This is a genomic window from Chryseobacterium sp. POE27, from assembly GCF_039727685.1.
In the GTDB taxonomy this organism is placed as follows: Bacteria; Bacteroidota; Bacteroidia; order Flavobacteriales; family Weeksellaceae; genus Chryseobacterium.
Genome location: NZ_CP152475.1, coordinates 893,223 through 919,069, shown reverse-complemented (window position 1 = coordinate 919,069; position 25,847 = coordinate 893,223). Strand labels below are relative to the sequence as shown.

The following is a 25,847-nucleotide window of genomic DNA, read 5'->3' as shown; positions in this document are numbered from 1 at the left end:
AAAAAAGTACTTTCCGAATCAGTGTATAATTCGCAAAGCTCTGTTTTAAAATATTTTTTAAATTCTGAAATTGTCATTTATCTTGTAAAAACCAGTTTTGTATCCGTAGATTTTTCCTCATCAATTCTGTAACCTTCATAATTGAATGCTTTTACATCATTCAGAGTCTTAGCGTTCGTTTCTGCACAAAACCTTACTACAAGGCCCCTCGCGTGCTTGGTATAGACAACAATAGTTTTTGCTTTTCCATCTTTTAATTCATAAAAATCAAAGTCAATGATCTTATGATTGATTTTTTTTCGGTCGACTACTTTAAAATATTCGTTGCTTGCGAGATTAAGAAGAATTTCATTCTTTTTCAGCTCGGAATTCAGCTGGTCCGTAATCTTTTCTTTCCAGAATTCATAAAGATTTTTATAATGCTCAAACTCGAACGGCCGACCCATTTCCAGACGGTAAAGCATCACTTTATCCGAAGGTTTCAATAGACCATACAATCCGGAAAGGATTCTGTGGTTTTTCTGCAGATACTCCACGGCATTTTTGTCAAGTGTCTTTGCGTCAATACCTCTGTAGACTTCACCGGTAAATGCGAACAATGCCGGAGCAGATTCTTTTGCGGAAGGTTTTGCTTTCCATTTCTGATTTCTTTCCCAGTTTTCATCTGCTAATTTGGTGGAAATTTCCATCAGCCCAGAAAGATATTTCGGAGATTTTTCTTTTAAATAAGATTGTATAAAAGCTGCTTCCTCAATGAACTTCGGAACTGTCGTTTTCAGAAGATCCGTAGAATTTTCCGTATTCATTAATTTAGCAGGCGAGGTAAGTATTTTCATAATGTTAAAATACAGATAAGTAAATATCAGTAAATAGTTTATCGAATGTTTAAACTTATAATTAGGTAAATATTCTTAAATTATTCCTTTTCCCTGGCGGATCACTTCTGGTTCTCCCGAAGTAAGATCGACAATAGTGGAGGCGACATTGTCTCCGTAACCTGAATCAATAACGATATCTACAAGATGGTCGTATTTTTCTGCGATCAGTTCAGGATCTGTGGAGTATTCAATGATTTCGTCATCATCTTTTATGGAGGTCGAAGCGATAGGATGTCCCAGCTTTTCAACAATAAGTTGCGGGATCGGATGATCCGGAACACGGATACCTATGGTTTTGTGCCCTTTATAAGCAAGCGGTAAGCTTTTATTAGCATCCAGAATAAAAGTGAACGGCCCCGGAAGATGGCTTTTAAGAAACCTGAAAACAGAAGTGTCAATAGGTCTGGTGAAATCCGAGAGATGGCTTAGATCATTACAAATAATTGAGAATTGGGCTTTTTCAAGTTTTATCTTTTTAAACTGTGCGAGCTTTTCCATTGCTTTGATGTCAAAAATATTGCAGCCCAAAGCATACACCGTATCAGATGGATAAATAATTAATCCACCATTATTTAAAGTTTTAATGACCTCATTAATAAGATTTTCCTGAGGGTTTTCCGGATATATTTTTAATATTTTTGCCATATCCAAAGATACAAATATTAAAATAGTTTTCGTAAAATCCCTTTATTTAAAAGAAAAATTAGGAATTTAAAAATATTGTCGTATATTTGCAATCCAATATCGCGGGATGGAGCAGTAGGTAGCTCGTCGGGCTCATAACCCGAAGGTCATCGGTTCGAGTCCGGTTCCCGCTACTAAGAAAACGTTTGTCGGTAACGTTTTAAAAATATACCGCGGGATGGAGCAGTAGGTAGCTCGTCGGGCTCATAACCCGAAGGTCATCGGTTCGAGTCCGGTTCCCGCTACTAAGATAACGCTTTCGGTAAGCGTTCTAAAAATATACCGCGGGATGGAGCAGTAGGTAGCTCGTCGGGCTCATAACCCGAAGGTCATCGGTTCGAGTCCGGTTCCCGCTACTACAGAGAGTATTGTCTAAGGCAATACTCTTTTTTATTTTCAGATGTGGTATCAATTGTATTTTCTATGGCTTAATTTGTGCAGATAAATTAATAACACTTTTAAATTACAATATTATGTACAAAAAAATCCTGGCAGGTATGGGCGGCGCTGTTGCACTCAGTCTCCTGCATGAAGTTATCAGAAAGAATTTTGACAATGTTCCCGAGATTAATAAAGTGGGAGAAGAAGCCTTAAACAAAGCACTGGATAAGGTCGATGCGAAAGTCACCAATCATGATCAGCTGTATGCTGCAACATTGGCGGGCGATGTTATTGGAAACGGAATGTATTATGCTGCTACTGCAACAACGGGCTTTAATGTTGCATCCGGGCTTTTAATGGGGCTTGGAGCGGTTGTGCTTCCCGAAAAACTGGGACTTGATGATAAGCCGGTCGCCGAGAACAACCAAAAGAAAATAATGACGATTGCCTATTATCTTTTTGGAGCAGTCGTTACTAAACTTATTTATGATAAAATAAAGTAGATTAATTGCCGCAGAATTCTGTGGCAATTACATTTTCTTTAAGGCAGATGCTTTGTGTACTGCAGATTTTCCTGTCTTTTCGCTCATGACCTCATATTGCGGATTTTCTTCTGAAGCTTTTCTCTGCCTGTTCATGAATACAAAATCTTTAGTATGCACTTTGGTAATAATCCCGTGAGTTTCACCATTGCTGAATCTCCATTTTACCATGTCTCCTTTTTTTAATGTGTTCATGTTTTTTATTTTAAATAATAAGACATCATTATTATGCCATACAAAATAATGACGAGTAATAAAAAAATCCCGCCTGAAAAGCGGGATTAATATGTTTTAATAAAGAATAGATTATTGTGCCAATTGATTGAAGGGCTTAAGTGCGTTATCATCAGCCATTGTCTGTCCCAAAAAGTCTTTTTTTCTGCATTCCTTTCATTCTTTTTGTGGCATCGTTTCCGTTGAAGTAAGATTCATTCAGTTTTGTTGTAATTTCTGAAGGGTTGAAATCGAATTTTGTATCTCCTTCCACTCCAAGGTATCCATTTTTTCTGGTGAGGTTTGTGATGTAATTGTTATAGTTAATAAGTGTACCTCTGAACATTGAATTGTGATATTCCATACATTTTTTTGCTTTTTTGGAAGAGTTGTTCAGGATGCAGTTATTCATATTTCCTCTGTAAAGACGCCATTCAAGTTCTACTTTTGCGTATTCTTTCGATAGAGCAGTGGTTCCGTTAGTTAGAATATTAGAATCATTTTCTTTTTCGCTGATCTCTTTTAAATGCTTAATAGCCAATGGAACGGTATTTTCAATCTTGGTTTTAGCTTCACCTATTGCACTGAAATCTGCTGCAGGAGAGCCTTTTTTCTGAGCGGTAGTTACATTAAAAATCAGTAATAATAGTACAATTAACAAGTTATATCTTTTCATGAGAAATTTTTAAAGCACTAAAATAAATATATTTTCTGAGTTAAGACAAATTCATTTTAATTTTATTTAATAAAATTTAACAAGTTTTAAGAATTTCAGGGTTAATTATTCTTTTTTCTGAATATTATGACGACAATAATTTCACAATAATAAAAATTTAACAAATTTTATTAAAATTTATTCTACTGAATTTCAGCTTGTTATATAAAAACATTCTTTATCACTAAAAAAATAGTTGTTTGGATGAATTTTATTTCTACATTTGTATAACTAATTTCTTAGTGATATTGAATTGTGAATGAATATCACGATTAATGATAAAATGAAAGTGTATGAAAATTCAGACGTTAACGAAAGCAGAGGAGCAGGTAATGCAGTACTTATGGAAACTGGAAAAAGGATTTCTGAAAGATGTTCTTGATCTTTTTCCTGAACCGAAACCTCATACCAATACGGTTTCAACCATTCTGAAGGTCTTGAAGGAAAAGGAATTTGTAGATTACAACGTGTATGGAAGACAGCATGAATATTTTCCGTTAGTTTCCAAGGAGCAGTATTCCGGGAAAACCATGAAAAGCCTGGTGAAAAATTATTTCAAAGGCTCTTATAAAAGTGCAGTTTCATTTCTGGTAGAAAAAAATGAAATGACGGTAGAAGATCTGGAAATCCTTTTGGACGAATTTAAAAAGAAAAACTAATAACCCATGGAAACTGTACTTCTATATTTCGGGAAAGTTATTTTATGTTCTGGTGTAATGTTTTTGTACTATAAATTGTCTTTAAAAGACAAGACATTTCATCATTACAATAGATTTTACCTTTTGTCTGCGATGCTGATATCGTTGCTGCTTCCTTTGATAAAGGTTGAAGATTTTACCATTGAGGTAAGCAATGATATTTATAAATTAATAGATACGGTACAGAATTTTAACAATAAAAACTCAACCAATGATTACACTTATTTTAGAATTATTTTTTCAGCTTTGGGGCTGGTTTCTTTCTATTTTTTAGGAAGATTCATCTATGGGATTTTCAGAATCCAGCAGCTTAAAAAGCAGTTCCGGAAGGAAAGCTTTGATGGCATTAATTTTTACCACACCAACCTCACCGAAGCACCATTTTCTTACTTTAAAAATCTTTTCTGGAAGAATTCCATCACATTGAATTCGGAGGTCGGAAGGCAGATTTTAAAGCATGAAATGGTACATATTGAGCAAAAACATTCATTCGATAAAATTTTTATTGAGATCATCACGTCTGTTTTCTGGTTCAATCCTTTTTTTCATTTCATTAAAAAAGAAATCAGTTTAATTCACGAATATCTGGCTGATAAAAAAGCCGTAAAACAATCGGACACCAAAGCATTTGCGCAGATGCTTTTAGCAAGCCACTTTTCCGGAAACCAGTTGCCTGCGACCAGTCCGTTTCTAAGTTCCAATTTAAAAAAACGATTAAAAATGTTACAAAAACCTAAAACTAAATTCGGGTATGCGCGTAGAATTTTTGCATTACCGGTAGTATTTTCAGTAGCTTTTACTTATTTGGTGAATGCCAAAAATCAGGAAATAAAAGCCACTAATATGGAGATTGAGAAAGCCGTTTCTCAGATCAAAAAAGAAGATAAAATTGTTATTAAAAAAGATACCATTACTCCACAATCGAAGGATAACAACGTAATAAGTCCTAAAGTTTATAACAGGGCTCTTGATGATAAAAAAATTGCTGATCTAAGTAAAAAGATTCAGGAAAAAAAGTCAGGCTTTGAAAGATCTTACTCCTGAAAGTAAAGAATACAATAAAAATCTTGAAGAAATAGGAAAGCTGTCCGGTGAAATCGGGAAAATTGCAAGTTCAAAAGATTTTCTAAATTCAGCAATGGTCATACGAATGGATGGCAAAGATGTGAAAATTGATGAGTATTTCAACTCAGAAGACTGGAAAAATAAAGTAAGGGATATTCAGAATATAAAGTTTGATATGCCGGAAATACCGGAAGTGCCTGAAATGAACTTTGATTCTCCCGATGCTCCGCCACCACCTCCAAATGCTCCAAATGTAAAAGTTTACACTTTCAGAGATGTAAAAGACATGAAGTGGTCTCCTGATGTGGATAATACGTTCAGATTATCAACAACAAATGCAAAGGAATCTGTAGCAACGGCTAAAAAAAGAGCTAAGCTTGATAAAGAAAGAGCGAGACTAGATGAAAAAAGAGCCAGGCTTGATGGAGAAAGAGCAAAACTGGAAGCAGAAAGAAGAGCATTGGAAGGCAACAGAAGAGCCTATGCTTATAGCAATACATTCAAAAGTTTTCCTGATATTAATAGCTTAAAAAAGACTGATAATGTCGGAATCAACGCCATTGGTCAGTCTGTGATTGTATCTGGTATTAAAGGTAAAAGCGACGCTGATACGGTATTTTATATCGATGGAAAAGCTTCTTCAAAAAATCAGGCGCAGGGATTAGATCCGCGATATATCAAAAGTATAAACGTGAATAAAAAAACAGTAGACGGAAAAACCACAGGAGAAGTAAGAATTGAAACAAAATAATAAAGTTAAAGAAAGCTCTGTTGCATGATTTTAAAATATGGGCAGAGCTGTTTTTAAAAATAAGCAATAAACTATGAAAAATATTATCCTACTTTTTCTATTCTTGACTACTGGGGCAAATGCACAGATCAACCGCTTCTTTTACGAATATAAATTCATTCCCGACTCCAATAATAAAGAGGATATTAAAAAAGAAATGATGCTGCTCGACATTGATAAAAACGGATCAAACTATTACAGCCGTGACAAATTTGTAGCCGATTCCACATCAATGGCCGAAGTGCAAAAACAGATCAAAAGCGGATCAGGAAACATCAATATCAGCAAGAGAAACAGTTCAGGGCAGGTGGATTACAAAGTGACAAAATCATATCCTGATTTTAAAACCTTTCTTTTCACGCGTGTTTCCATGGATCAGTATAAAGTGAAAGAAGACAGAAAACCTGAATGGAAAATTCTTCCCGAAAAACAAAAGGTAGGAGAGTACAATGCACAGAAGGCAACTACAAATTATGGAGGAAGAGAATGGATTGCATGGTTCAGTACGGATATTCCTTTTCAGGACGGACCTTATAAATTCTACGGACTTCCCGGTCTTATCGTAAAACTTGAAGACACTACAGGATCTCACATTATGACGCTTGTAGGAAATAAAAAAATGGAATCTCCGGTGGCAGCAGATGAAATGGATATGCCGGGGAACGTAAGAATTATGGGAATTGGAGGAAAGGAAATAGAAGTTTCCAGAGAACAGTACAGAAAACTATGGAAAGATTATGTCAATGATCCTTCCAAAAATATGAGAGAAATGATGATGAGAAACGGAGGAAGTGATAATACAAGAGTAAGTTTTAAGGTAAGAACACAGGACGGTAAAGAAATTTCAGATCCGAATCAGGTATTCAGGGAAATGGAAAAAAGAACGAAGGAATCTTTAGCGAAAAATAACAATCCTATCGAACCGGATTTGGTAAAATAGATGCAGATAAGGTATAGTAAAATCATATACAAAAATAAATTATGTTAAAGAAATGCTTTATTCTATTTCTTTATTGCATCTATAGTATCGCTGTTTGTGGGCAGGAAAAGCAACCTGTTGATCCTGTTTATATTTCCCGTTATTTTAAAGAAATTAAAAAAGCCACCGAACAGGGATTTGGAGTCTGGAACAGAGATCTGTATGGTAATATTCTTCTTGTTGATCCGACGACCCGTCAATTATACAGTAATAATCCCGATCTAAAGAATGTTTTGAAACCTAATCATGATATTTACCAGGGAAGCCTTCCTGATGATATTAACATTGCTAATACTTCGGTTCAATGGGGAGGCAAAGTTTGGGCAATGATCATGCTGCCTCTTCCTGATGACAAATATGAAAGGGTTAATCTTTCGGTTCATGAGCTTTTTCATACGGCTCAGGCATCATTAGGCTTTGCTCAAAACAATAAGGAAAGCAAACATCTTGACCAGAAAGAAGGCAGAATTTTTCTTCGGTTGGAACTGGAGGCTCTCAAAAAAGCAATTCTTGCGGCGACATCAAATGAACAGAAAAAGCATTTAAGCAATGCGTTGATGTTCAGAAAACACAGAAATGTACTTTTTCCGGGATCGGATGATATTGAGAACCAGCTTGAGCTCAACGAAGGTATTGCAGAATATACAGGCTTTGCAATGAGTGGCAGAAATAAAGAACAGATAAAGCAACATTTTATAAGCGATCTGGACAATTTTATTGCAAACCCAACTTATGTAAGATCTTTTGCTTATGTTACAACGCCGATATATGGATATTTTGTAAGCTTTAAAAATAAAAATTGGAACCGGGAGATATCAGCTAAAACAAACTTAACGGATTTCTTCATCGAAAAACTGAATATCAAAATACCTGATGATGTAAAATCTATTCCTGATAAGGTAATTGAAGAATACGATGGACTTTCGATTATTGCTCAGGAAAGATTAAGAGACGAAAAAATACAGGCGAAAATAGCAGAGTATAAGGCGAGATTTGTTGAAAAACCTCATTTCGAAATCACTTTTGAAAAGATGAATATTTCCTTTGATCCCAGAAATATACTTTCGCTAGAAGATGAAGGAACCGTCTATCCGAACGTTCGAATCACTGATAACTGGGGTATTCTTGAAGTAAGCAAAGCCGCTTTGATTTCTCCTGACTGGAGCAGAATATCAATTGGTATTCCTGAAAAGATCAATGGCTCTACAATCGAAGGAGATGGCTGGATCTTAAAGCTAAAGGGAAATTATAAGGTAGGCAAGGATGAAAAAGACCGCAATTACATTCTTATTAAACAATAATTTATATTTAATGTGAGATTGATCTAAATAAAATCAGGATGAAAGTAATTTTTCATCCTGATTTCTTTTTTGCTATATTTAAAATTAAATCAACCCATCACAATAAGAATATGACAGAAAAGGAAAAATGCGCGAACGGTCTTTTATACAATGCCAACTACGATCAGGAGCTGATCGATGAAAGAATTAGTGCTAAAGATCTCTGCCATGAGTACAACCAACTGATAAATTCAGATTCGGAAAGACGAGAATTTTTACTGAAGAAAATTTTAGGAAAAACAGGACAGAATATCTGTATCGAGCCCAGCTTTTGGTGTGACTACGGCTACAATACTGAAGTAGGAGAAAACTTCTATTCCAATCATAATCTCGTAATTCTGGATTGTGCAAAAGTGACTTTCGGAAGCAATGTATTTATCGGTCCCAATTGCGGATTCTATACGGCCAATCATCCCATCGATGCGAAACAGCGGAATGAAGGCCTTGAAACGGCTCATCCGATAACAGTCGGGGACAACGTCTGGTTCGGCGGAAACGTAGTTGTACTTCCGGGTGTTTCCATTGGAAATAATTCGGTAATTGGAGCAGGAAGTGTGGTGACCAAAGATATTCCGGAATATGTGGTAGCCGTAGGCAATCCCTGTAAAATTGTAAAAAATATAGATCGGTAAATTCAAAAGGCGCGGAAACGAAGTTTCCGCGCCTTTGAATTATTATATTAAAATAAATTAAGCCAGTTTCTGAGAATCTGCAATAAACTGAGCCAATCCGTTATCTGTCAATGGATGCTTAAGAAGGCTCAAGATCGGAGGAAGTGGTGAAGTGATCACATCGGCACCAATCTTCGCACAGTCGATAATATGCATTCCGTGACGGATAGAAGCTGCTAAAATCTCAGTTTCATACATATAGTTGTCAAAAATCAATCTGATCTCCCGGATTAAGTTTAATCCGTCAGTTGAAATATCATCAAGTCTTCCAAGGAAAGGAGAAACATACGTTGCACCTGCCTTAGCAGCCAAAAGAGCTTGCCCTGGAGAGAAAATCAATGTACAGTTGGTTCTGATTCCTTTATCTGAAAAATATTTTAAAGCCTTGATTCCGTCTTTGATCATTGGGATCTTTACCACGATATTCGGGTGGATCGCTGCCAATTCTTCACCTTCTTTGATCATTTCTTCATACGTTGTAGAAAGAACCTCAGCAGAAATATCTCCGTCTACGATGTCGCAAATCGCTTTGTAATGATTTTTGATCGCTTCAGCACCCTGGATTCCCTCTTTAGCCATTAATGATGGATTGGTGGTAACACCATCAAGAATTCCAAGATCTTTAGCTTCTTTAATTTGCTCTAAATTAGCAGTGTCAATAAAAAATTTCATGTTTTACAGATTTATGTATTACAAAGATAAACATTCCTTTTTGGAGGGAGAAATTTAAATGAGGAAGATTAAGAGTCAGGTTAAAGGTTTAAAGTTGAAAGTTTGAGGGTAAGGCTAAGGTTGAGGTTGAATTGACCGTAAGCGAGGATATTTGGTAAAATCTGAATCATTTTATCAATAGGGGCGGACTTTTAGTCCACCTGTCAGCATCAAATGTAGTGGAAAACGGCTTTTTTTAGCCAAAACATATATTAAATAGGATTTCTCACTGATTTGCTGGATTAATTAACGAATAATTATCTGCTAAATCAGCAAAATCTGCGCGCATATAAATAAATTATTATAAACTCTGAGTATTTCATTCAAATGGTAACCAAATTATTTAACCCGAAAGTCTGTCGCACCCTTGCAACAGGTTTTCGGGAACACCCGAAAAGCCGTTGCACCCTTGCAATGAACTTTCGGGAAAGTCCGAAAACCTCCTGCAACCTGCAGCAAACTTTCTGGAACCCCCGAAACCTTCCTGCAGGTTGCAGTGAGTTTTCTGATCACTATACATAAAAAAAAGATCCGGAAATTTCCGGATCTTTTTAAATATGAATTCATTTATTTTATGAATTCAATGCCTTACTCAGTTTTACAGCATCCTGGTTGGTTGGGTCATACTGCAAAGATTTTGCGATATGCTCCTTAGCCTTGTCAGGATTAGATTGTTGTTCCGAGAAAGCTATGTAAAAATAGGCATATGCCAGATTTTTTTTATTCTGTTCCACTTCTTCAGGTTTTACAGTGGCTATATATTTTTCATAAGCTATCTTAGCATTAGCATCATCTTTAGCATTTTGGTAGGCATACGCCTGGCTATAGTAAGATGGAGCCCAGTCTGGTAATAAAACCGATATTTTTTTCCACGTCTCAACAGCATTAGTCCAGTCTGAAGAATCCTGATAAGCACCTGCCAATTTTGCTAATGCCTCTGTATCTTTAGGATTGGCTTCTATCTGTTTTTTAAGAGCGTCAATAGTAGGATTTGATGACTGGCTTGCTGTAGCAGTACTTGTCGTATTTGCCGTAGTTGCTGCACTGTCTGTCTGAGTGGTTTGTGCGCTCACAAAACCTGCACTTCCTACTAACATTAGACCTACAAATAGGTTTCTGATATTCATTTTAGTCATTTTCATAATTCTAATATTTTTCAATTGTTTAGAATAAAATTCAATAATAATTCCATAAAAGTTAATAATTTAGAATCTTTAAGTTTTTTTTGAAAAAATTAACGGCTTTTATATGTCTTTTATATTAATTTTAGATTCAGAGCGCTTTGAACTATCTTTGTCAGCAAACAATTTTAAAGGCATTTATACCAATGAATATTATATTAGCTTCCACTTCCACACTTTTCGGTGGAGAATATCTTGAATATCTAAAAGATGAACTGATCAAACTATATACAGGCGTCGATGAAATCATTTTTATTCCTTACGCAAGACCGGGCGGTATTTCTTATGATGAATACACTGCAAAAGCACGTTCTTTCTTTCAGAAAATCAATATAGAAGTAAAAGGTCTCCACGAATTTGATGATAAAGCAGAAGCATTAAACAATGCAAAAGGTTACTTTACAGGTGGCGGAAATACCTTTTTACTGGTTAAGACCTTACACGAAGAAAACCTGATGACCGTTTTAAAAAGTAATGTTGAAAGTGGAAAACCTTACCTGGGATGCAGTGCCGGAAGTAATATCGGCGGACGGAATATGAAAACCACCAACGATATGCCGATCGTTTATCCTCCGAGCTTTGACTGTATGGGACTCGTTCCGTTCAATATCAATCCGCATTACCTGGATCCGAATCCGGATTTAAAGCATAATGGAGAAACCCGCGAAACCAGAATCAAAGAGTTTTTAACACAGAATGACCTTAGGGTAATCGGACTTCGGGAAGGAAACTGGATCAGAAAAAAAGGTGATCTGATCACCGTTGAAGGTACAGAGCTTACCAGGATTTTTGAAAAAGATAAGGAGCCTTACGAGATAGAACCCGGAACTGAACTGTAATTTTATTTTTAATTATATTTGAATTGAAGAATGATAGCGGTGTCAGGCTGAGCTTGTCGAAGCATTTGTAATCATTATTTTACTTTTCGCAGATTTAAAATAAGCTTAAAGAATGAGAAAAATAGTAACAGTCCTTACTTTATCAACGCAGATTATTTTTGCCCAGAATGTATCCCAAAAGCTGGATGAAGCTACCAAAAATCTGATGAATTCTTCAGGGGCTATTTCGTCAAACCTGTCATTTTACGTTTCGGATGAAAGTGGAAATCTCGTGTACGAATATCAGGGAAACAAAGGATTTTCCACTGCTTCCACGCAAAAGATATTCACGGCAGCGGCAGCTCTGGAAGTTTTAGGTAAAAACTATACATACAAAACCAGTTCCGGCTATTCAGGGACGATTTCTTCAGGTGCTTTAAAGGGAAATTTAATAATAAGTTCTACCGGTGATCCTACATTAGGCAGCTGGCGGTATGATGGGTACAAGCCGGAAAACTTTAAAAAGAAATTAATAGAAGCTGTAAAAAAAAGCGGGAATCAATAAAATTTCAGGAGATCTTATCATCGACGATTCTTATTTCGACCATCAGACTATTCCCGGCGGCTGGCCGTGGGATGATCTCGGCAATTATTACGGAGCGGGAATCTGGGGCGTGAACTGGCGCGAAAACCAGTTTGATATCAACATCAACGGAAATGAATTTAAAAGTTTTTCCTATCCGTTAGAAGGGGTAAGATGGCTTAATGAGGTAAAGGTTGGTGGTAATTCAGACCAGAGTCTTATTTTCACAGCGCCTCATTCAAATGTTGCTTTAATCAATGGAACTTTACCTGCAAAAACAGTTACCGTTTCCGGCGCTACTCCAAATCCGCCGTTGCAATTGGGCGTTGAAGTAAAGCAGTGGTTGAAAGATTCCGGAATCGATTTTTCAGGAAAAGTAATGACCAATTCTCAACTGGAAATTGAAGGAAAACAAACCCAGCAGCTCTCTAAGAATAATGTAATCTTTACCTACGAATCTCCGACGCTGGATAAAATTGTGTATTGGTTTTTAAGAAAAAGCATTAATCTGTACGGGGAAACTTTAATCAAAACATTAGCGAAAGAAAAGAAAGGAAATCCGTATTTTAAAACCGGAGTCGCTTTCTTAAAGGAATTCTGGAAGTCAAAAGGTATCAATCCGAATATGATCAATTTCGCCGACGGAAGCGGTCTTTCTCCCCAAAATTATGTTTCTGCCAAAGCCGAAGTGCAAGCATTGCTGTATGCAAAAAAACAGCCCTGGTTCGAATCTTATTATGACGGTTTCCCCACCCAGGACAACGGCATGAAAATGAAAAGCGGAACCATGAGAGATACTAAATCTTTCGCAGGTTTTCATACAGCCAAAGACGGAAAAAAATATGTGTTTTCAATCATTATCAACAATTACCAGGGAAGTGGAAGTACTGAGCTGCAGAAAATCCTGAGTGTTTTAAAATAAATTTACTTTGAGAAAATCAATATTTGCAAGGCTGAATAACTGGATCATATTTGTACTGATGACGATCGTTGTCCTTACGATTGTGATTGCTTCTACCATTCTGATCAATTTTCTCCGTAAAGAAGAGATTAAAAGGGTGGATATTTTAGTAACTGCCCTTAAATTTCAACAGGAAGTAGACAATCCAAATCTGGAAGTCCAGGCATTGCTTTTACAGATTTACAGCTCAAATACTACAGTTCCGGTTATCATCTTAGACGAAAAAGACAATGTGATTGAGCATAAAAATCTTCCGAAAGATGTAGAAAGCGATCCTGATGAAATTGTCGCTTTGGCAAAGAAGATGGCTAAAAGCTATCCTCCAATCGAGATTGAAATTACAAAAGGAGATAAACAGATCGTTTTTTACGACAATTCCCCATTGCTTAATAATCTAAGATATTCTCCTTATATACTCGGTTTTTTCATTTTGTGCTATTTTCTGTTTTCATTCTGGTTTTTCAGAACGATTAAAAAAACGGACGAAGGGTATCTTTGGGCCGGGTTGGCGAAAGAAACGGCACACCAGATCGGAACTCCTTTATCATCCATGATCGGCTGGATGGAAATTATGAAGCTGGATGATCCCGATTCCGAAGGTGTTCATGAAATAGAGAAAGACATTGAAAGATTAAAAACCATCTCTGAAAGATTCTCTAAAATAGGTTCGGTTCCGGAGCTGAATGATATGGATCTCAATAAGACCATCAGCGATAATTATGATTATTTGAAAACACGTATTTCGAAAAAAATCAATTTCGGATTACATCTTCCCGGTTACACCATTAAAGTTCCCCACAACAGAATTTTAATGAGCTGGGTGATCGAAAATCTGGTTAAAAATGCGGTAGACGCAATGAAAGGTGAGGGATCTATTTCAATGTCCGTTGGTGAGCGCAATAAAAACATCATCATTGAGATTCAGGACAACGGAAGCGGAATGACCAAACAGCAGGCATTAAATGCATTTAAACCGGGATATTCTACAAAAAAACGGGGTTGGGGATTAGGATTATCACTCGCAAGAAGAGTGGTGCAGGAGTACCATAAAGGCGATATCAAAATTGCGCAGACAGAGGTAGGAAAGGGAACAACATTCAGAATAATGATAAGGAAAGCTTGATGGGATCACGAAAAAAAGCGGAGAAAATTCCCCGCTTCATTATTAATTCTTTAGTGAAAGTTATTTCTTTCCTGTCAGCCACTGATCCTGAAGCTTCTTTTCTTCCGGCGTCGGATTAGCTTTAAACTGAAGCGTTTCTATCGTCATTTTATCAAGAACAGCTTTTCCTTTAAGTTCCATTTTTGCATTGTCTCTTAAAATGGTTACGGTTACATTTTGTCCTTCTTTAATGGTTTTAGAATAATTGATGAAGTCCTGAATATTCTGGATGTTAATGGTTTTCCCGTCTAATGCTACGATCTTATCCGTAATCTTAAATCCGATACTTTTGGCAAACGGAGACAGTGCAGAGCTTTCATCAAATATAAAGGCATTCGCTTTATCATCATATCCTGTCTGGTTCGGATCTTTGATGAACCAGAAAATTGGCGGAGTCTCCTTCGTTTTCATTTCTACACCTACCATATTAAGGTATTGTGCATATGGAGTAGGCTGGCTTCCTGCAATATACTTATTATAAAAATCTTTTACCTGAGGATAGCCTGTTACAGTAACCAGTTCATCAATCAGTTTATCATCCTTGAAAGGCTTGTTTTCACCGAATCTCTGAGACAGTTTTCTGATCATATCACGATAACCCATTTCACCATTGGAAAGTTTTCTGAGTTCAATATCCAGACACATGGCCAAAAGCGCGCCTTTCTCGTACACGTTTCTGTACTGGTCTTTATATTCGTCAAGAAGAACATTTTTACTCATCACCGTGAAAGGCATGGTATCATTGTAGTTCTTCGAGTTGGTGATTTTTTCATTCATTCTCTGAAGAAACTCTTCCTTAGTAATTAATCCTTCCTGGATCTGGAAAAGATTGGCAAAGTATTCTGTACCGCCTTCATACATCCACAGATGCTGAGACATTTTCGGATCTGCATAGTCAAAATAATGAATTTCTTCAGAATGTGTTTTCAACGGATTTACCGTGTGGAAGAACTCGTGAGAAACAACGTCGGTAATGGTTTTGTCGATGGCTTCCTTCGGCATCATTTCAGGAAGTACAACGCTCGTTGACTCGTGATGTTCCAAGGCACCGAAACCTTTGATCTGCGGCCCGTCTCCTCCCGCAAGATAAAGCATGATCGCATATTTTTTATTGGTATTCATATCTCCCAGGAATTTCTTTTGGGCCACGACCATTTTTTCCAGATTATCTTTAAAATCGGCAGCTTTATATTTTCCTGAAGGTGAATAAACGCCAAGCACAAGATCCATCCCACCTGCATTGAAGGTAATATAATCTGGCTTGGTGTACATCAGCGGAGAATCTGTCACCTTTGCATAATTAGCCAGTGTGAAAGTATCTGTCGCTTCAGATTTGTCCTGATCTACCAGAGCTGTAGTTCCGTAAAAATCTGTTGGCTTCTGGATCACCAGCTGATAAGGAACATCCTGCATATTGTCGATATAGCCTATGAATCCGTGGGTGTTGATAAGATAAACTTTCCCGGCTTCGATATCCGTTCCGGACGGGGAGAATACGGCTTTGTGTTTTGAAGTATCCATTTCATCATCAAAACTGTCGTTGACCAGGTAAGTAATTTTAGATAAATCCTTAGCATTTTTAAGGGAATAGGTATTGTCATTAATTTTCGTAAATGCAAGCTCTTTTCCTTTAGTATCTAAAAATTTAATGCCTTCCACAAATCTTCCGTAATCATCAATAGAATACGTTCCCGGAACGGTTTTCGGAAAATGGAATTTCACATCCCCGGATTTCATTTTAGGAAAGTTCATGGTAACAGCCACCTTATCATCTTTCACGTTGACAAGATCAATCGTTGTTTTAATAGATTGGGCATTCACCAGAAACGCTGTTAAAACGCCTAAGCTAAGTGCTATTTTTTTCATTGAGTTTAAAATTATAGTTAAATAGTTGTTGAAAAACTGATTTTGTTACTAAATGTTGTAATAATTTTTTCATAAAAAAAAGCAAATCCACTTTTAAATGAATCTGCTTCTTTTCAATTACTGTACTTTTTTTATACCTAATGTAATAATTTTTATTAAATTCTATAGGGCCTCCTTTCTTCAGTTTCACGGTTTGCCACTGTTCGGTAGGATTTATGGTTTGCTCACTGTTGATTCTTATCGGGAGCTTCAGGTTTTTTATAGTATTCGTGTACCGGAATTTTAGCTCTTCTCCCTTTTGAGAATATTCTAAGGTCGGAACATTTGTTGTTCTTAAATATTGATTAAATACGCTTGAAAAATCAATTCCCGATTTTTTTGAAATATAATTTTCAATCTGTTGAGTAGTGACCGTCTGATGATAAAAATCTTTATTAATACCTCTCAGGATCTCCCGGAATTTATCATCATTATTGATCACCTGGCGGATTGTGTGAAGCATGCTGGCCCCCTTAGAATACATATCGCCGCTTCCTTCATTTCTCACACCATATTTTCCGATAATCGGAATATCGTTGCTGATCGTTCTATGAATTCCTTGCATATAAATGTCCGCCGATTTTTTATCCATGAATTTTTCTGTGAAAAGTACTTCTGAATACATGGTAAATCCTTCATGAACCCACATATCCGCCTGGTCTTTTGCCGTAATATTATTGGCAAACCATTCGTGTCCACTTTCGTGAATGATAATATAATCCCATTTCAGACCGACACCCGTTCCTGAAAGATCATTTCCCAGATATCCGTTCTGATAATGATTTCCGTAAGCTACGCTGCTTTGATGCTCCATTCCAAGATAAGGAGATTCTACTAATTTGTAAGAATCTTCGTAAAAAGGATACGGTCCGAACCAATATTCAAAAGCGGAAAGCATCGGCTTTACCTGTTGGAACTGTTTTTTCGCCTTATCAAGATTGTAATCTATTACCCAATAATCGAGATCCAGCTTTCCTCTTTCCCCGCTAAAAGTATCTTTAAAATTCACATATTTTCCAATATTGGGAATGATAGAATAAGCGTTGATAGGGTTTTTAACTTCCCATGTATAGGTGGTTTTTTCGCTTTCATTTTTCTTGCTGATCAGCCTTCCGTTTCCTACACCGACAAGATCTTTCGGAGTAATAATTTTCATGATGATGCCATTGTCAGGCTCATCACTCCAGATATCTTTGGTTGGAAGCCATATTGAAGCTCCGATTCCTTCGTCGGCAACACTCATCCAGGGATTCCCTTTTTCGTCTTTTGAGAAAACCCAGCCGCCGTCCCAGGGAGCATTTTTTGCAATAACAGGGTTTCCGGAATAAGTAACATCAATGGTACATTTTTCTCCTTTTTTAAAAGTTTTGCTTGTCTTGATCCAGATAAAATCTCCGTCCTGCTTATAATCTGACATGGGAAAACTTGCTTCCACCTTATCCGCTTTCATGGGCTGCTGGAGATCAATTTGAAAAGTAGGATTTGTGACATCTTTACTAATTTCAAAACTGATTTTATTATTTCCTTTAATGCTTTTTGAAGCAAAATCCGGCTCTACGGAAAGATCGTATTTCTTTACATCCCAAAAGTTTCTGAATTCTGTATTGGAGCCTTTTAAAGTATCCTGTTTTGTAAAGACTTTGCCTTTCTCAAAGAACTGACCGAAAACCAATCCCGAAGCAAATAAAAGCGCACATGAAAGTTTTTTCATCTGAATTAAATTAATCTTCCAAAAATAGAAAATAAATTGATTGTAAACAGTAAAACATAATTTGTTTTATAGGTTTTCGTATAAAATCATTTTGTGATTAATTATATATTGTCTTGTTTCAGATTGCTTAAACTTTGTTGATGGTAAAAACAAAAAAATCCCGCAGAAAAATCTACGGGAATATGATAAACTTGATCTTTTATTATTTTTGAACAGCCGGTAAATTTCCAGCCGCTTTCTGTACTTTTTTATAGGTGTAAGAACACATAATAATACTGAATTCGTAGAGCAGCAGCAGTGGAAATGCGGCCATCATCATACTCAGAACGTCTGCCGGGGTAATGATTGCCGCAACAACCATGATCAGAACGATCGCGTGACGACGGTACGTTTTCATAAATGTTGGGGTAAGAATTCCGATGGTCGTCAGGAAATAAATGAGAACAGGGAAGAGAAAAATAACACCCATTCCCAAAACGACCTGCAAAAACAGTGTCGTATAATCACTCAGGTCATAAAGCGGGATAATAATATCTGAAATTTTGAATATTACCCCGAAATTAACGGCAAATGGAAGGATCAGGAAATATCCGCACAAAACTCCTGTCATAAAAAGAATCCAAACCGAATTGATAATAAATATGGAGTTTTTTCTTTCCTTAGGATGCAGCGCAGGACTGATGAAACGCCATAATTCCCACACGATATAAGGAAAAGCAAGCACGATACCGCCAAAAATAGAAACCGCCATCATTACATTAAACTGCTGATACAATTTGCTGGCACGCACCGGAAAATCTTTCGGAAGGTGAATACTGTCTTCTCCCAAAATCATTTTGGAAAAGTGATTGACAATCTCAAAGGTGGCAAAATCATTTCTGGTAGGACCGAAAAATATATGATCCATAATCCAGTTGATATTAAAACCGATAATGACCGCTGCAATGATGATTGCAAGAATACAACGGATGAGGTGACCTCTTAGTTCTCCAATATGTCCAAGAAAAGACATGTCTTTAGCATCACTCACAGGATATTTTTTTTAAGATTTCAAATTTAGGAAAAAAGTTTCAGTAAAGCAGAAGTTGGGAGAGGGAAGATGGAAGTTTAAAATAGTACAATTATTTTATTCCTGCTCATCATATGATTCAAATAATAGTGCTTCGGGAATGATCTTCCAGCCTCAGCTTAGCCTTCTGACTTAATTAATCCCTTCATCCAACAACTTATGAAGGTCAATAATTCCAAAGTATTTTCCATTTTCGGTGACTACAAGCTGTCCGATATTGTTATCTTTTAAAATTTTCATAGCCTCTTTTGCCAGTGCGGTTCTTTCAATCGTTTTCGGGTTGGCAGACATGATATCCCTGGCCAGTACTTTTGAAATATCATCACCTTTCAGCAACATTCTTCGTAAATCTCCGTCGGTAATTACTCCCATAATCTCATTATTATTCGTAACAACGGTAATCCCGTGTCTTGAACCGCTGATCGAAATAATCACATCTTTTACAGTATCATTTTCCGTAACCTGAGGTTTTTGTGAAGACAGAAAATCATCAACTTTTGAAATTAAGTTTTTGCCCAGACTTCCACCCGGATGAAACTTGGCAAAATCATTCGCCTTAAAATCATTCATTTCCATTAAAGCAATCGCTAAAGCATCTCCCAAAGCCATTTGTAATGTTGTTGAGCTGGTAGGAGCAAGTTTATTCGGACAGGCTTCCATATCGACATGGGTATCCAGAATAATTTCGGAAAATTCTGCCAGCTTGCTGGTTTTATTGCCCGTCATTCCGATCAGCGCAGAAGAATAGTCTTTCAGGTAAGGAACGAGATTTACGATTTCAGGCGAGTTTCCGGAGTTGGATATACATAAGACAACGTCTTGCTTCTGAATAACTCCCAAATCTCCGTGAATAGCCTCTGAGGCGTGTAAAAACTGGGAAGGAGTTCCTGTAGAATTTAAGGTTGCTACGATCTTGTTGCCCACATGTGCCGATTTCCCGATTCCCACCACGATCAGTTTTCCTTCAGCAGAATGGATGATTTCCACTGCTTTTGCAAAATCGTCATTCAATCGGGTAGTGAGTTTTTCAAGTTCTGAAATTTCTATCTCTAAAGTACTTTTCGCTATTGAAATAATATCGGCTCTTTTCATTTTATTTTTATGAGGTATATAAAAATAACTTAAAAAAATGTTATATTTTTAAAAGAATTTTTAATATAAATTTTATTTTTTATAAATTCGTTCGCTTTTATTTTAAGCGAAAAATTCATAACTTTGGATTAGATGCAAATTTAGCAATAAAATTAGATGAGCGCAAAAAAAAGCCAATTTATCAGGCGAATTGAAAAGACATTTCGGATTCTCTACTTTTAAAGGGCAGCAGGAACAAATTATAGATAATCTTCTGAACGGAAAGGATATATTTGTTTTAATGCCTACCGGAGGTGGTAAGTCCTTATGCTACCAGCTTCCGGCACTTATTTCCGAAGGTACTGCCATTGTGGTTTCACCTTTAATAGCTTTAATGAAAAATCAGGTGGATGCGGTGAACGGACTTTCATCTGATAACGGAGTGGCCCATGTTTTAAATTCATCATTAAATAAAACACAGACCAAGCAGGTTTTTGATGATATAAAAAGCGGTAAAACAAAACTTCTCTATGTCGCTCCGGAATCTCTTATCAAAGAAGATTATCTTGAATTTCTCAAAGACGTAAAAATATCATTTTTTGCGATTGACGAAGCCCACTGTATTTCAGAATGGGGACATGATTTCAGACCGGAATACCGAAACCTGAAATCCATTATCGATAAAATTGCCGATGTTCCGGTGATTGCTCTTACAGCAACAGCAACACCCAAAGTGCAGGATGATATTCAGAAAACACTTGGGATGACGAATGCTTTGGTTTTCAAAGAAAGCTTTAACAGGCCGAATCTTTATTATGAAGTACGTCCGAAAGTGAACGTAGATAAAGAAATCGTAAAATTTATCAACCACAATAAAGGGAAATCAGGAATTGTATATTGTCTGAGCAGACGGAAAGTTGAGGAATTTGCCCAGCTGCTTCAGGTAAATGGAATTAATGCCTTGCCTTATCACGCAGGTCTTGATCAGAAAGTGAGGGTAGCAAATCAGGATAAATTTCTGATGGAAGAGGTCGATGTGATTGTTGCTACTATCGCATTTGGGATGGGCATAGACAAGCCGGATGTGCGGTTTGTTATTCATTATGACTTCCCGAAATCTTTGGAAAGCTATTATCAGGAAACGGGAAGAGCAGGCCGTGACGGAGGAGAAGGGTATTGCCTGGCATTTTATGATCCTAAAGATATTGAAAAATTAGAGAAATTTCTGGCACAAAAGCCTGTTTCCGAAAGAGAAATCGGCTTACAGCTTCTTAACGAGGTCGTAGGTTATGCGGAAACTTCAATGAGCAGAAGGCAATATATTTTATATTATTTTGGAGAAAATTTTGATCCTGTGAATGGTGACGGAGCCAATATGTGCGATAATTCATCGAATCCTCCAAAATTAAAGGATGCGACCGACGATTTGAAGAAAACCCTTGAATTAATAAGAGATACAGGTGAAAAGTTCAAGTCAAAAGATATAATCTCCATCATCGCAGGTAAAGAAACGGCGGTTACAAAATCCTATAAACTGGAGCAAAGTCCTTATTTTGGCTTTGGTAAAGAAGAAAAAGATAATCATTGGAAAACTGTTTTAAGACAGGCTACTGTTCAGAATTTCCTGCAAAAGGATATTGAAACCTATGGTGTTTTGAAAATTTCTGAAAAAGGCAGATTAGTTCTTGATGGAAAGCTGGAACATTCGTTCATGATTGCGGAAGACAGGGAATTTGACCTTACCCAAACCAAAGCGGAAAGTGACCAGATACAAATGCAGTCTGCCGGTGGGTTGGATCAGAATCTGTTCAGTCAGTTGAAGGAATTAAGAAAAAGAGTTGCCAAAAAGCATGGAATTCCTCCTTACACGGTTTTCATGGATCCCAGTCTTGAGGATATGACGGTTCAGTACCCGGTATGTGTAGAAGAAATTGCAAAAATATATGGTGTTGGTGAAGGTAAGGCCAAAAAGTATGGTAAAGAGTTTGCCGATTTCATCAATAAATATGTAGAAGACAATAATATCGAACGTACTCAGGATATGGTGCTGAAGCAAGTGGCCAATAAATCCAGCCATAAGGTTTTCATCATTCAGAGTACAGATAAGAAAATTGATCTCGAAGATATTGCAAGAGCCAAGAATCTTTCGATGGATGAGTTGCTTAAAGAGATGGAACGTATCGTCTACCAGGGAACCAAGTTGAATATTGATTATTATATAGAAGATAATTTTGATGAAGATATTGTAGATGGTTTCATGGAATTTATGAACGAATCTGAAAGCGACAGCATGAAAGTTTTACTGGATGAATTCGGGGATGAGCTTTCTGATGAAGAAGTAAGAATGCTGAGGATAAAATTCATCAGTGATGTTGCCAACTAAAGATTATTTAAACTAAAAATATTTAAAAGAAATTCTTCTATGGAGAGTTTCTTTTTTTATTTGAAGCAATTTCTAATATTTTTGGATTTCTTCTGAATGATAAATTAAATGCAAATGAGCTTTGTATTATTTAATTTAAAGTTAAAAATCATTAATTTCAAATTGAAATTTAAGGGTAACAAAACTTTTTATTAAATTTACATAGATGAAAAAGATTTCTGTCATATTTATCCTGCCGGATCTGGAAACAGGCGGTGCAGAAAGGATTGTTACCACCATTGCAAATCATCTTTCCCGGGATCGGTTTGAGGTCAAGATTTTGCTTTTGCGTAAACAGGGTGGTTATCTTAATTTTCTTCACAAAGACGTTGAGGTAATTGATCTCAATACCGAAAGAATCAGACATTCTTTAAAACCTATTTTATCAGAAATTTACCGCAGAAGACCAGATATTGTATTTTCGGGTTATGGTGAAGTCAATGCTTATTTGTCTCTTTTTATTAAGCTTTTTCCCAAAACAAGATTCATTGCCAGAGAAACAAATGTAGTTACGGAGCATGTGAAGAGAAAGGAGATAAGATTCTTTTATAATTTTTATAACAATTATCACAGAATCATTGCTCAAAGTGATGATATGATGAAGGATCTTATTAAAAATTTCAGGATAAAATCGGATAAGATAGTTAAAATTAACAACCCTGTTGATTTTGATTTCATTGAGGACAAACTGGCTGTTTCGCAAAAACCTGAAAGCTTTAAATATAATTATAAAAACGTTGTTGCTATAGGGAATTTATCTGTAAGAAAAGGATTTGATAATCTGCTTAAAGTATTTTCAAGGTTGAAAAACGAAAATATTTTGCTGCATATTCTTGGAGATGGAAAAGACCTTGAAATGCTACACCAAATGAAAGACTTTTTGGGTCTTGAAAACGTGATATTTCATGGTAAACAGGAAAATCCTTATCAGTTTCTGAAATATGCAGATCTTTTTATTCTCTCTTCAAGGTATGAAGGCTTTCCGAATGTTTTACTGGAAGCAGGAGCTTGTGGCACGTATTCTCTGGCTAATAATTGTCCGGGCGGGATTCATGAAATCATTCAGAATAATATCAACGGAGAAATTTCCGATATTGAAGATCATGAGGAGTTTTCCCAACATATCATGAAAATTCTTCACGGTAGTTACGATAAAGATGCTATAAAAGGCTCAATAAAATCAAGGTTTTCAAAGCATATTATTATGGATAAATATGAAAAAGTATTGTTGGATCTGGTAAGATAGTTTGTCTGATGCGATCTTAATTCCCTATTTTTGGCAGCATTAAAATTAATATTCAACTATGATTAAGATCCAAAAAATAGGATGCAGCTGCGAGAAACCTACCTCAAACTATACAGAATACAGAAGTTCCGAACTGGGTACGGATCACACCAACGGAAGGTATGCGGAAGTGAGTATTCAACAGTGCAAACTCTGTCAAAGGATATGGATTCATTATTTGGTTGAATTTGAACATTATTCCAAATCCGGAAGATGGTACAAAGGAATTGTTTCGAAAAAAGACCGCCCGAACATCACCCCTGAAAATGCCGTGGAATATCTGGAAAGCCTTGAATGGTATGTGTTTGGAGGTTCTTTTTTTGATAGTATGGGTACGTTCGGACAGGGGAAATTGAATGTGGATTGACTTACAGCAAGTAATATTGTGGAAAGCTTGAAGCTGGAGGGCAGAAGATAATACAGTGTTTTATTTGATACCAATTAAAATAATCGCAATGCTTTAAACTCCCATTACCCATCTTCCCTCTCAAAATTTGACACATCTCACTTTCTCACTTCGTAATTAATCTGTAAATTTGTAAGAATTAAAGAGATAATAATAAACAAATTCATAAAATAACATGAGTCAATTCGATGTTACCGTAATCGGTTCCGGTCCTGGAGGTTATGTTGCTGCAATCCGTGCTGCACAATTAGGTTTCACAACAGCAATTATTGAAAAATATCCGACTTTGGGAGGAACTTGTCTTAACGTTGGTTGTATTCCTTCAAAAGCACTTCTTGACAGTTCAGAGCATTTTGAGAACGCCAAGCACAATTTTGCAGGTCACGGAATCATTATCAACGAGCCTCAGGCCGATATCGCAAGAATGATCGAGCGTAAAAACGAGGTGGTAAAGCAAAATACAGATGGGATCAACTATCTGATGAATAAAAATAAGATTACTGTTTTTGAAGGCGTTGGAAGCTTCGAATCTGCAACTCAGATTAAAGTAACGAAAAACGACGGTTCCACAGAAACGATCGAATCTAAATATACAATTATCGCTACGGGTTCAAAACCATCTTCTCTGCCTTTCATTACTTTAGATAAAGAAAGAGTAATTACTTCTACGGAAGCTTTAAATCTTAAGGAAATTCCTAAGCATCTGGTTGTGATCGGAGGTGGAGTTATCGGTCTTGAATTGGGTTCTGTTTACTTAAGATTAGGCGCTCAGGTTACTGTTGTTGAATTTATGGATAAGATCATCCCTACAATGGATGGAGCTTTAAGCAAAGAATTAACTAAAGTTTTGAAAAAACAGGGAATGAAATTCATGCTTTCTACGGCGGTTTCTGCGGTTGAAAGAAATGGAGATTCTGTGAAAGTTACTGCTAAAGATAAAAAAGGAGAAGAAGTAACTGTTGAAGGAGATTACTGTTTAGTTTCTGTAGGAAGAAGACCTTACACAGATGGTCTCGGACTTGAAAAAGCGGGTGTAGAACTTGACGAAAGAGGAAGAGTAAAAGTAAACGATCATCTTCAGACGAATGTTGCCAACATCTATGCTATCGGAGACGTTATCAAAGGGGCGATGCTTGCACACAAGGCAGAAGAAGAGGGAGTTTTTGTAGCTGAAACGTTAGCAGGACAAAAGCCTCACATCAATTATAATTTAATTCCTGGAGTTGTTTATACATGGCCTGAAGTTGCCGGAGTCGGTAAAACCGAAGAGCAATTGAAAGAGGAAGGAGTAGCTTACAAAGTAGGTTCTTTCCCGATGAGAGCTTTAGGAAGAAGCCGTGCAAGTGGCGACGTTGATGGTCTGGTTAAGATCATCGCAGACGAAAAAACGGATGAGGTTTTAGGAATGCACATCGTTGGAGCAAGAGCGGCCGACCTTATCGCTGAAGGTGTAATTGCTATGGAATTCCGTGCAAGTGCTGAAGATATCGCCAGAAGTTCTCATGCACACCCTACTTATGCAGAAGCCATTAAAGAAGCAGCATTGGATGCTGCGGCAAAAAGACCCATTCATATGTAATTCTGATTATAAAATGTAATCATTTAA

General features: G+C 36.7%; 23 protein-coding genes, 3 tRNA genes and 1 pseudogene. 17 read left to right on the top strand and 10 right to left on the bottom strand.

Features of this window, described 5'->3' with window-relative positions; genetic code table 11:
* Positions 1 to 77: 77 nt before the first annotated feature.
* Both yaaA and AAHI02_RS04270 read right to left on the bottom strand, forming a co-directional pair.
* On the bottom strand, positions 78 to 836 hold the full coding sequence (gene yaaA, locus AAHI02_RS04275; protein ID WP_346985591.1) for a peroxide stress protein YaaA: 759 nt from the start codon (positions 834 to 836) through the stop codon (positions 78 to 80).
* Positions 837 to 911: 75 nt separating this feature from the next.
* Positions 912 to 1,523, bottom strand: a complete 612-nt coding sequence (locus AAHI02_RS04270; RefSeq protein ID WP_346985590.1) for an L-threonylcarbamoyladenylate synthase — start codon at positions 1,521 to 1,523, stop codon at positions 912 to 914.
* A 100-nt stretch (positions 1,524 to 1,623) separates the two neighbouring features.
* Between AAHI02_RS04270 and AAHI02_RS04265 the strand changes: the two genes are divergently transcribed.
* The 4 genes from AAHI02_RS04265 to AAHI02_RS04250 all read left to right on the top strand — a co-directional run bounded on the left by AAHI02_RS04265 (position 1,624) and on the right by AAHI02_RS04250 (position 2,446).
* Positions 1,624 to 1,696 (top strand) — tRNA-Met (locus AAHI02_RS04265).
* A 38-nt stretch (positions 1,697 to 1,734) separates the two neighbouring features.
* Positions 1,735 to 1,807 (top strand) — tRNA-Met (locus AAHI02_RS04260).
* A 38-nt stretch (positions 1,808 to 1,845) separates the two neighbouring features.
* Positions 1,846 to 1,918: transfer RNA gene (locus AAHI02_RS04255), tRNA-Met, on the top strand.
* A 117-nt stretch (positions 1,919 to 2,035) separates the two neighbouring features.
* Complete coding sequence (locus AAHI02_RS04250) at positions 2,036 to 2,446, top strand: hypothetical protein (RefSeq protein WP_346985589.1); 411 nt, start codon at positions 2,036 to 2,038, stop codon at positions 2,444 to 2,446.
* Between the two features lie 27 nt (positions 2,447 to 2,473).
* On the opposite strand, the gene AAHI02_RS04245 is transcribed toward AAHI02_RS04250, so the two are convergent.
* On the bottom strand, positions 2,474 to 2,680 hold the full coding sequence (locus tag AAHI02_RS04245) for a DUF2945 domain-containing protein (RefSeq protein ID WP_346985588.1): 207 nt from the start codon (positions 2,678 to 2,680) through the stop codon (positions 2,474 to 2,476).
* A gap of 151 nt (positions 2,681 to 2,831) precedes the next feature.
* Positions 2,832 to 3,374, bottom strand: coding sequence for a hypothetical protein (locus AAHI02_RS04240; RefSeq protein WP_346985587.1), 543 nt, complete (start codon positions 3,372 to 3,374; stop codon positions 2,832 to 2,834).
* Between the two features lie 332 nt (positions 3,375 to 3,706).
* Here AAHI02_RS04240 and AAHI02_RS04235 point away from each other — a divergent pair, with 332 nt between their 5' ends.
* The 6 genes from AAHI02_RS04235 to AAHI02_RS04210 all read left to right on the top strand — a co-directional run bounded on the left by AAHI02_RS04235 (position 3,707) and on the right by AAHI02_RS04210 (position 8,917).
* A complete protein-coding gene (locus tag AAHI02_RS04235) occupies positions 3,707 to 4,072 on the top strand; it encodes a BlaI/MecI/CopY family transcriptional regulator (RefSeq protein ID WP_346985586.1) in 366 nt (121 codons plus the stop codon).
* A 6-nt stretch (positions 4,073 to 4,078) separates the two neighbouring features.
* Positions 4,079 to 5,155 (top strand): M56 family metallopeptidase, encoded by a 1,077-nt coding sequence (locus AAHI02_RS04230; RefSeq protein WP_346985585.1) that lies wholly within the window; start codon positions 4,079 to 4,081, stop codon positions 5,153 to 5,155.
* A complete protein-coding gene (locus AAHI02_RS04225; RefSeq protein WP_346985584.1) occupies positions 5,136 to 5,927 on the top strand; it encodes a hypothetical protein in 792 nt (263 codons plus the stop codon). Before AAHI02_RS04230 ends, AAHI02_RS04225 begins: the two co-directional genes overlap by 20 nt.
* Positions 5,928 to 6,000: 73 nt before the next feature.
* A complete protein-coding gene (locus tag AAHI02_RS04220) occupies positions 6,001 to 6,906 on the top strand; it encodes a GLPGLI family protein (RefSeq protein WP_346985583.1) in 906 nt (301 codons plus the stop codon).
* A 41-nt stretch (positions 6,907 to 6,947) separates the two neighbouring features.
* Positions 6,948 to 8,246, top strand: coding sequence for a hypothetical protein (locus tag AAHI02_RS04215; protein ID WP_346985582.1), 1,299 nt, complete (start codon positions 6,948 to 6,950; stop codon positions 8,244 to 8,246).
* Positions 8,247 to 8,284: 38 nt separating this feature from the next.
* Entirely contained in the window at positions 8,285 to 8,917 is a 633-nt protein-coding gene (locus AAHI02_RS04210) for a sugar O-acetyltransferase (protein WP_346985581.1), read from the top strand.
* 57 nt (positions 8,918 to 8,974) lie between these two features.
* On the opposite strand, the gene fsa is transcribed toward AAHI02_RS04210, so the two are convergent.
* Both fsa and AAHI02_RS04200 read right to left on the bottom strand, forming a co-directional pair.
* A complete protein-coding gene (gene fsa / locus AAHI02_RS04205) occupies positions 8,975 to 9,628 on the bottom strand; it encodes a fructose-6-phosphate aldolase (protein WP_346985580.1) in 654 nt (217 codons plus the stop codon).
* Between the two features lie 611 nt (positions 9,629 to 10,239).
* Positions 10,240 to 10,794 (bottom strand): hypothetical protein, encoded by a 555-nt coding sequence (locus tag AAHI02_RS04200; RefSeq protein ID WP_346985579.1) that lies wholly within the window; start codon positions 10,792 to 10,794, stop codon positions 10,240 to 10,242.
* Between the two features lie 200 nt (positions 10,795 to 10,994).
* Here AAHI02_RS04200 and pepE point away from each other — a divergent pair, with 200 nt between their 5' ends.
* The 3 genes and pseudogenes from pepE (at position 10,995) to AAHI02_RS04185 (ending at position 14,333) form a co-directional block, all read left to right on the top strand.
* Positions 10,995 to 11,687 carry a dipeptidase PepE gene (gene pepE / locus AAHI02_RS04195; protein ID WP_346985578.1) on the top strand — a complete coding sequence of 231 codons (693 nt, stop codon included), beginning with the start codon at positions 10,995 to 10,997 and terminating at the stop codon, positions 11,685 to 11,687.
* A gap of 112 nt (positions 11,688 to 11,799) precedes the next feature.
* Positions 11,800 to 13,171: pseudogene (gene dacB / locus AAHI02_RS04190) on the top strand (D-alanyl-D-alanine carboxypeptidase/D-alanyl-D-alanine-endopeptidase).
* A 58-nt stretch (positions 13,172 to 13,229) separates the two neighbouring features.
* Positions 13,230 to 14,333, top strand: coding sequence for a HAMP domain-containing sensor histidine kinase (locus tag AAHI02_RS04185; protein WP_346986586.1), 1,104 nt, complete (start codon positions 13,230 to 13,232; stop codon positions 14,331 to 14,333).
* 60 nt (positions 14,334 to 14,393) lie between these two features.
* On the opposite strand, the gene AAHI02_RS04180 is transcribed toward AAHI02_RS04185, so the two are convergent.
* From AAHI02_RS04180 to AAHI02_RS04165, 4 genes are all read right to left on the bottom strand, one after another.
* Positions 14,394 to 16,238, bottom strand: coding sequence for a PDZ domain-containing protein (locus tag AAHI02_RS04180; protein WP_346985577.1), 1,845 nt, complete (start codon positions 16,236 to 16,238; stop codon positions 14,394 to 14,396).
* Entirely contained in the window at positions 16,219 to 17,988 is a 1,770-nt protein-coding gene (locus AAHI02_RS04175) for a M1 family metallopeptidase (RefSeq protein WP_346985576.1), read from the bottom strand. Before AAHI02_RS04175 ends, AAHI02_RS04180 begins: the two co-directional genes overlap by 20 nt.
* 202 nt (positions 17,989 to 18,190) lie before the next feature.
* Positions 18,191 to 19,018, bottom strand: coding sequence for a twin-arginine translocase subunit TatC (gene tatC / locus AAHI02_RS04170; RefSeq protein WP_346985575.1), 828 nt, complete (start codon positions 19,016 to 19,018; stop codon positions 18,191 to 18,193).
* Positions 19,019 to 19,189: 171 nt separating this feature from the next.
* On the bottom strand, positions 19,190 to 20,149 hold the full coding sequence (locus AAHI02_RS04165; RefSeq protein WP_346985574.1) for a KpsF/GutQ family sugar-phosphate isomerase: 960 nt from the start codon (positions 20,147 to 20,149) through the stop codon (positions 19,190 to 19,192).
* Positions 20,150 to 20,339: 190 nt separating this feature from the next.
* On the opposite strand from AAHI02_RS04165, the gene recQ reads away from it, so the two are divergent.
* From recQ to lpdA, 4 genes are all read left to right on the top strand, one after another.
* Complete coding sequence (recQ, locus tag AAHI02_RS04160) at positions 20,340 to 22,511, top strand: DNA helicase RecQ (RefSeq protein WP_346985573.1); 2,172 nt, start codon at positions 20,340 to 20,342, stop codon at positions 22,509 to 22,511.
* Positions 22,512 to 22,716: 205 nt separating this feature from the next.
* On the top strand, positions 22,717 to 23,796 hold the full coding sequence (locus AAHI02_RS04155; protein WP_346985572.1) for a glycosyltransferase: 1,080 nt from the start codon (positions 22,717 to 22,719) through the stop codon (positions 23,794 to 23,796).
* A 58-nt stretch (positions 23,797 to 23,854) separates the two neighbouring features.
* Positions 23,855 to 24,202, top strand: coding sequence for a hypothetical protein (locus tag AAHI02_RS04150; protein ID WP_346985571.1), 348 nt, complete (start codon positions 23,855 to 23,857; stop codon positions 24,200 to 24,202).
* 214 nt (positions 24,203 to 24,416) lie between these two features.
* The gene (gene lpdA / locus AAHI02_RS04145) at positions 24,417 to 25,820 is read left to right on the top strand and encodes a dihydrolipoyl dehydrogenase (RefSeq protein WP_346985570.1); all 1,404 of its coding nucleotides are present in this window, start codon (positions 24,417 to 24,419) and stop codon (positions 25,818 to 25,820) included.
* Positions 25,821 to 25,847: the final 27 nt, after the last annotated feature.